Origin of the sequence: Neobacillus drentensis (genome assembly GCF_036965645.1) — a bacterium.
In the GTDB taxonomy this organism is placed as follows: Bacteria; Bacillota; Bacilli; order Bacillales; family Cytobacillaceae; genus Neobacillus; species Neobacillus drentensis_D.
Map to the genome: position 1 here is coordinate 1 of NZ_JBALPZ010000200.1, position 6,208 is coordinate 6,208.

The following is a 6,208-nucleotide window of genomic DNA, read 5'->3' on the forward strand; positions in this document are numbered from 1 at the left end:
TTATGGGTCACAGTTCAATATATAGATAAGGGTATGCTATGTTTTAAATAAGATTATTTAATTCCTTGGAGCAATTTTCTTTATAATGGATCCAGCAAGCCTCTTGTTTCGCCCATTGGGTAACGTTTCTTTCCCCTGCTGATTCTCTTAAGTAGGATAGTGTTTTATCAGCAATTATTCGAACCACTTCATCCCATTTATCCGATAGAGACTGTTTTTCCCAAACTTCAATTAAATCTATCCTATCTCCGTATAAATGATTTAACATAGCAATAGAATAATAAATGACATTTGCTTTGTATCCACGTAAGTTCATTTCTTCTATAATTTCTTGAACACGTCGATTTAAAATTGATCTAGCAATTAACTTCTGGTATACAGATAAGGTAATTTTCGATTGATTATTGCCGTCTGTTTTCCAGAAGCTTTTGTTTAAATCCATAAACTTTTTAAAGGCTTCCTCGCCGCCCTTGCTCGAAATATGCGGGTAGCCCTCCCATGACATAAAGCATTTGGATATATCTATTTTGGTCAAAACCTTATCTTTTGGATACTGCTTTTTAAATTCTGTCTGCTCTTTTCCTCTTTTTCTGCGATTAATGTCAACCATATACTGGCCTCTAGCACGTTCAAAATACCATTTGCTCTCTGGTCTGCGTCCACCCGTAGCAGGAATCCATATATTACGTGAGAACTTCTCTAGATCAGACATAAATCGAGTATTGGCAAGAAGATCAGATTTATTAATTTTGTTTTGCGTATTAGCATATTGAGAAATTCTAGAAACCATTTCATCTTCTAATAGATGCTGGTCTTGGGTGGTAAATTCATTTACCTGCAGGATTGTTAATTTGGCTTGTACAAAAACATCCCTTAAGTTGATTCCATCTTTATAGGCTTGATGAATAGAAGCGGTTGTTTGTCCCCCATTAACAATTTGCCAGCCGCCTAACCCTTTTATTTTATATAAATTTACTCCATCTTCTACCTTTTCAATATCACCTGAACGAGCAACAGTAGAAATTCCATTGTTGTAAGCTACAAACATTTTCCGCTGAAAAGGATCTTTTAAAGTATCCCGTATGCCTTTGTTTGTGCTTCCTCTTGCCTGAAGGAACGACCTAACATTTCTTTCAACTAATTTTTGTCCCCATTCATCGTAAGCTTTCGCCAATAGTTCAGCTGAAATATAACCTACATAACAATCAAAATTTTTCACTCCGCTGAGAGGGTCTGGAACGAGAACCATATTAAGAGTTTCTCCATAATCACGTTCAAAGTTAATATACTCTGTCTCAACCCCCTGTTCTGCGGTAATCAATTGCTGCACTCGATCAATGTCCCATACTTGAACGTTTACCGTTTCAATTCCGGGTATCGTGATATCTACAGGTTTATTTGAGGTGTAATACAAATTAGTAATAACAAATATATTAACTTCATTTATTGATTCACCATTATCTGAAATCAATTTTGCTAAATCAAAGGATTGAAGAGATGGATCTATCGACTGGACCAATGCATCTGCATTTGTAATAAATCTTTTTGCTTTATTTGCGATTTCTGTTACTGTCGTCATATTAATGGTAAGCAAATCGTTCTCATTTTGCTCGAAATCGTAATTAACTACATATAAATCTAATACATTATTTTCATCATCGAATAAATAAGCATTAACTGCTATATTTTTCGCTGTATCTAAATAAGGAGGAAACAAAATCTCAGGTTCGTCCGGCCGATCCATGAATGTAAGCATCTTATCAAGAAAAGGTATTTGATAGCTGCCTGCCTTAATAGCCTTCTCCTCTAGTTCCTCCATAAAATCTATAAGAAATTCTTTTCTTTGCCTAATTTCAATCATTATTCCCCATCCACTCTAAAGTTTTGATAAATATTTTCCAGCTCAATTTCAAATTCCGAACAATGGGTTAAATCTATATTATATGTTACATGAGAAATACCTTTTGGCAGGTCTTCTTTTAACAGCCTTGGGAAATTCTTTTTTGCCTCATATGCCTCTACCTTCTCTACAAAGTATTTTGTTTCAGCATATTCCTCTTCTTTAAAACCAAGATCGATTAAAAAATTGTTATAGATGTGTGCAATTCTATCTGACCGTTGTGCTAACTTTTCTTTTACTTGAAGAGCAAGCTCCTCTAATGATAAACCATGTGTTTTACTCTCCTCTAAAAAGCAAACATATAAAAAGATAGTTGAAATAGCCTCACTTAATCTTAGTTGGTTCTCATTAGATATCTTAATCGTTTTTGATAATTTTTCTGCGACCGTCTTTATCTCTAAACCGCATTTTTTATTCTTAAAGTCAATTCTCCCTTTTGTTGGTCCATACCATTGTTCGACTATAAGAGGCGGCTGGCCTGGAAACTTATCCAGCCAAGCATTAATAAACCAAAGTTCACCGAACAAACCTCTTTGCTGCTCATCTGATAGTTTTCGATAGCCGCCTCTTTGGAAAAATACTCTCCACCTGTCAAGAACACTATATATGTTCGAGAATAAAGATTCCTCTTTATTATTGACTAAATGATCAACTAAATTTTGAAGCACAGAGTCAAAGATCTCAGTACCTTTCTCATCACCCTGCCTTATTATCAAAAAATGGTGGTTTCTTAAAGAAAAAACTTTTTCAAAGTACTCCTTTTTTATGTTTAACCCCCGCCATTTAGGCAGTGCCCTCAGTTGTTCATCTTCCCATGGCGTTTGGCCTAAATCTATATAAAGCATTCTGGTTAAATTAGTTGCATCAATTCCTGCCAAAATTACTGGACCTTCATATGTCAGAACTTTAAGTTTATAGAATTCATTCTCGGCCTGCCCCTCAAGCTCTACAATCATCTGGTCAAACTCAGTTTTTAGGTTTACCACAAACATTCTCCTTTAAATAAGTTATTGGACAGTCCTATTTGTCTGGTAAACATCTGTTTCGTCGATATCCGTACCAGGAAAAGAAATCGCTATTCCAATAGGCACAAGATTTTCATTAAAAGGGACCCCGATACTCTTAAAAACGGGAACATTAGGGTTTAGCGGATAGATTAGCAGTAATCCATTCTCCTTTGGACGTAGTTTTCTTTTTTCCGTCCTATCCTTAATACCTTTTAATATTTCTGAATTAATATCGATGTACTCTTGATTAGGAGCAACGATGGCCTTTATATCAATATCGTTCTCCTTATTAGCAGGTTCTTTAACGTCTTTTCCACGTCCAACTGCCGTATCTAAGGCTATATTTCCTAATCTCACTGGATATTGTCCAATTTTTGTACGATCAGCCGGGTCGCCTTCAACAATGGCTACAGTCCAATTTAATAGCTCTCCATTTTCATTTGCAAGGTCTATATAATTTTTCATCAATCGAGAATCTGCTTTATCTCCTTTAGTCTCATAAAGCGACAAATACTCTTTAACTATTTCGGATTTAACATTGGAAGAAACATAATAACTGGTTTTCCCTTTACCAAAATTAGTTTTTATAAAGGTAAGTTTTTCAATAAGACTTTCTGTAGCTTGCATATTAGTCATAAAAAACTGCTCTTTGGTCCCAAAAATCCTGGTCTGCTGCAATGTTCCGCCATAGATAATGTTTGATGATACTGCATTTTTCATCTTTAATGGGCTTGTTAATGTCATAGTAGGGTGACTTAACATCTTTACGGCATATTCTGTAGGAGTTTTCCCCATTTGTGCCAGCCGGTCAAACTCTTCACGCAACTCCACCATTGCAATGGCCAAATGTTCAAAATTGGACGCTATCTCCTCTGAAGTATAAATTCTACAGAGATCCATATATCCTTTTCTATAACCGAACCACCGGCCCATTTGCATTAGAGTGTCATACATGAGTGTATTTCTGAAATAATAAGTAATGCTCAGCCCTTCAAGTGTTAATCCCCGGGATAATTTGTCGCCCCCTACAGCTATAACATTTAACCCATCTTCTTTATACTGATTGTAAGCTAAAGCATCTTTGCTATTTCCATTAATCTCAAAAACCTGAATAATCTCAACTACAATTTTCAGTTCCTCATATACTTTATCCCAGCCGAAAACAGGATTTTCACCTGGCCATCCCTTGGCTGCAGGTATAAAATCTTCTTCATAAAGTTCTTTTATTTCAGCTAAGACCTTACTATCCGGATTATATTGAATTTGATGGGAGATAGCTTCAAAAGTCCTTGCCACCTCATCCTTCACACTAGACTGAACATCTTTAAAACGGGAAGTGTGTATTAACATGGAATTATGATTCTTACGCTGTCCTCTTAAATTCCTAATAGAAATTGTCAGCAAAAATGCCAAAATAGCTTCCCGCATTTGAGGAGGAACCTCTTCAAATTTATCAGCATCTGTTTTTTTCTTTATTGTCGTAAATATCCCCGTATCTTCTTCTCTTAGGTGGCGTATTAAACTAGGCCTCTTATCATTTGGATCCTCTTCCACATTAAAGAACTCCTCAGGACCGCAATAATCCTTAGGTTTTGGGAGTCCTACCAAAAAATCTTTAGGGTAAAGGTCCAGACCTTCTTCAGTTGTTTTCGCCTCGGTACTTATAAGCAGATTTGCGAACGGAGTAGCGGTATACCCAGCATATGCTTTACGGTTGAATACCTCTAATAGTTGTCTAATAAGCCTGTTAATGGTTTTCGGATCCTCATTTTTAACAGGGTCAGAAGTATCAACTGAAGCCTGGTCGGCTTCATCATCTACAATTAAAACAGGAATATCCAAATCATATAAATTCCGATGGTAAATCAACTGGTCCCGCAGTGATTCTAAAACAGTTTTATTTTTCTTAACTACCATAAGAGTAGGAGAATTTAAATTCCTTATCCCGCCGTGCTGTGAACTAATATCGTTTTCTTCAGTGGTCCAGGAAGTAATAATATGTGAGGCATCATTTGTATAAATTTTTGCTACTCCTGATGGTTTACCATCCTTACCCATCGTTCCTATTACTTCTTGATTTAATCTGATTTGTGTCTGTGCTCTTAAATCATTATGAATCCCTGATAGTACAATAACTAACTTATACCCAACGTCGTATGCTTTATTAATCAGTCCTGTAAAGTTAGCCGTCTTACCAGATTGAACAAAGCCAAGGACTATTCCACGCTTATCGAATGGCTGATTAGACTTCGGATTCCCAAGGGACTTCATGATTTCATTTGTCGTATCATCAATTGCCTCAATTGATTCCATAGGCCAGCCTTTAATTTGACTCAAATATTGGCGATACCTTGTCCAAAAAAAGCTGCCTGAAACCATTTCAGGACTGTACCATTTTTCCCCTTCACTATTACTTTGCATCGAATAAATTTTTGGAATATCCTCACCAATTTTATACTTTGCGAACATCTCTAGTGACCACGCCTCAAATGTGCTATCATCTAGGTTATCTGAACTTGATACAATCATCCTTGCAATTTCAAGAGCTTTATCCGCCGCTTCCATTTGAGTGGTAAAAAAGGATTTTAGTGAATAGAAGTTGGTTGAGAATGTTTGTTCAAAGAGTACTTTTTTATCAATTCCCGTCAATCAAATCTGCCTCCATTATAATCTTTTTCAAGGTTGCCCTATTAAGTCCGTCAAAAGCTGGCTGTGTAAGTAATATGTTAAGCAGCTGCTCTTCATTATCAGCTACCTTTAGTTTCAAAATGGTTGAGGCAAACTGTATAACCAGTTCTTTTTGAGCATCCGATACCTCTTGAATAATTTCCTCAGGAACCTTTGGTGAATCGATAATATTGCTTGGTGATCCAAGTTGGACAAACCTTAGATATAAATTAAAAAGCTTTGAGGTTTCATCATCCATTCGATTTAATAATTCCGTTATTATCGGATGGTTTCTATTCAATACAAATTGTGGGCCGTCCTCTCTTCCTGACTGTTCCCATGTGTTTAAACTTCCTTTAAATGTCTGCTCCGGAGTTTTTCCTTGAGTACGAAAATAGAAAATTTCCTTAGACACTTTACGAGCAATTCCTGAAATTGCTTCGAGCCTTCTTTTGGATTCCTCAGGCAAGTTTATCCCTGATTTCTTTATATCTACCTGCCAATCAGAGTCAGCTTCATTAGGGAGATCAATCCGAACCCTGGCAAGCTGGGAAGCTGCATCCTTTGGGTGGAGTCCCATCCAATCACCAAAATATAAGAGTCTGTTTTCTCTATAAATGTAAAACCCCTGATG

3 protein-coding genes and 1 pseudogene are annotated in these 6,208 nt (G+C 36.4%); all 4 read right to left on the reverse strand.

Going from position 1 to position 6,208, the window contains the following annotated elements:
* Positions 1 to 43: 43 nt before the first annotated feature.
* The gene (locus tag V7266_RS27910; protein WP_335472479.1) at positions 44 to 1,861 is read right to left on the reverse strand and encodes an AIPR family protein; all 1,818 of its coding nucleotides are present in this window, start codon (positions 1,859 to 1,861) and stop codon (positions 44 to 46) included.
* Positions 1,861 to 2,886, reverse strand: a complete 1,026-nt coding sequence (locus tag V7266_RS27915; protein WP_335472480.1) for a PD-(D/E)XK motif protein — start codon at positions 2,884 to 2,886, stop codon at positions 1,861 to 1,863. The genes V7266_RS27910 and V7266_RS27915 overlap by 1 nt, the downstream gene beginning before the upstream one ends.
* A 21-nt stretch (positions 2,887 to 2,907) precedes the next feature.
* On the reverse strand, positions 2,908 to 5,556 hold the full coding sequence (locus tag V7266_RS27920) for a Z1 domain-containing protein (protein WP_335472481.1): 2,649 nt from the start codon (positions 5,554 to 5,556) through the stop codon (positions 2,908 to 2,910).
* Positions 5,543 to 6,208 (reverse strand): annotated as a pseudogene (locus V7266_RS27925) (ATP-binding protein); the annotation flags it as partial. The pseudogene V7266_RS27925 and the gene V7266_RS27920, both read right to left, overlap by 14 nt.

Bases quoted from the DNA above. Each gene is read 5' to 3' on its own strand.
- V7266_RS27910 (WP_335472479.1), bottom strand. From the start codon at position 1,861: ATGATTGAAATTAGGCAAAGAAAAGAATTTCTTATAGATTTTATGGAG.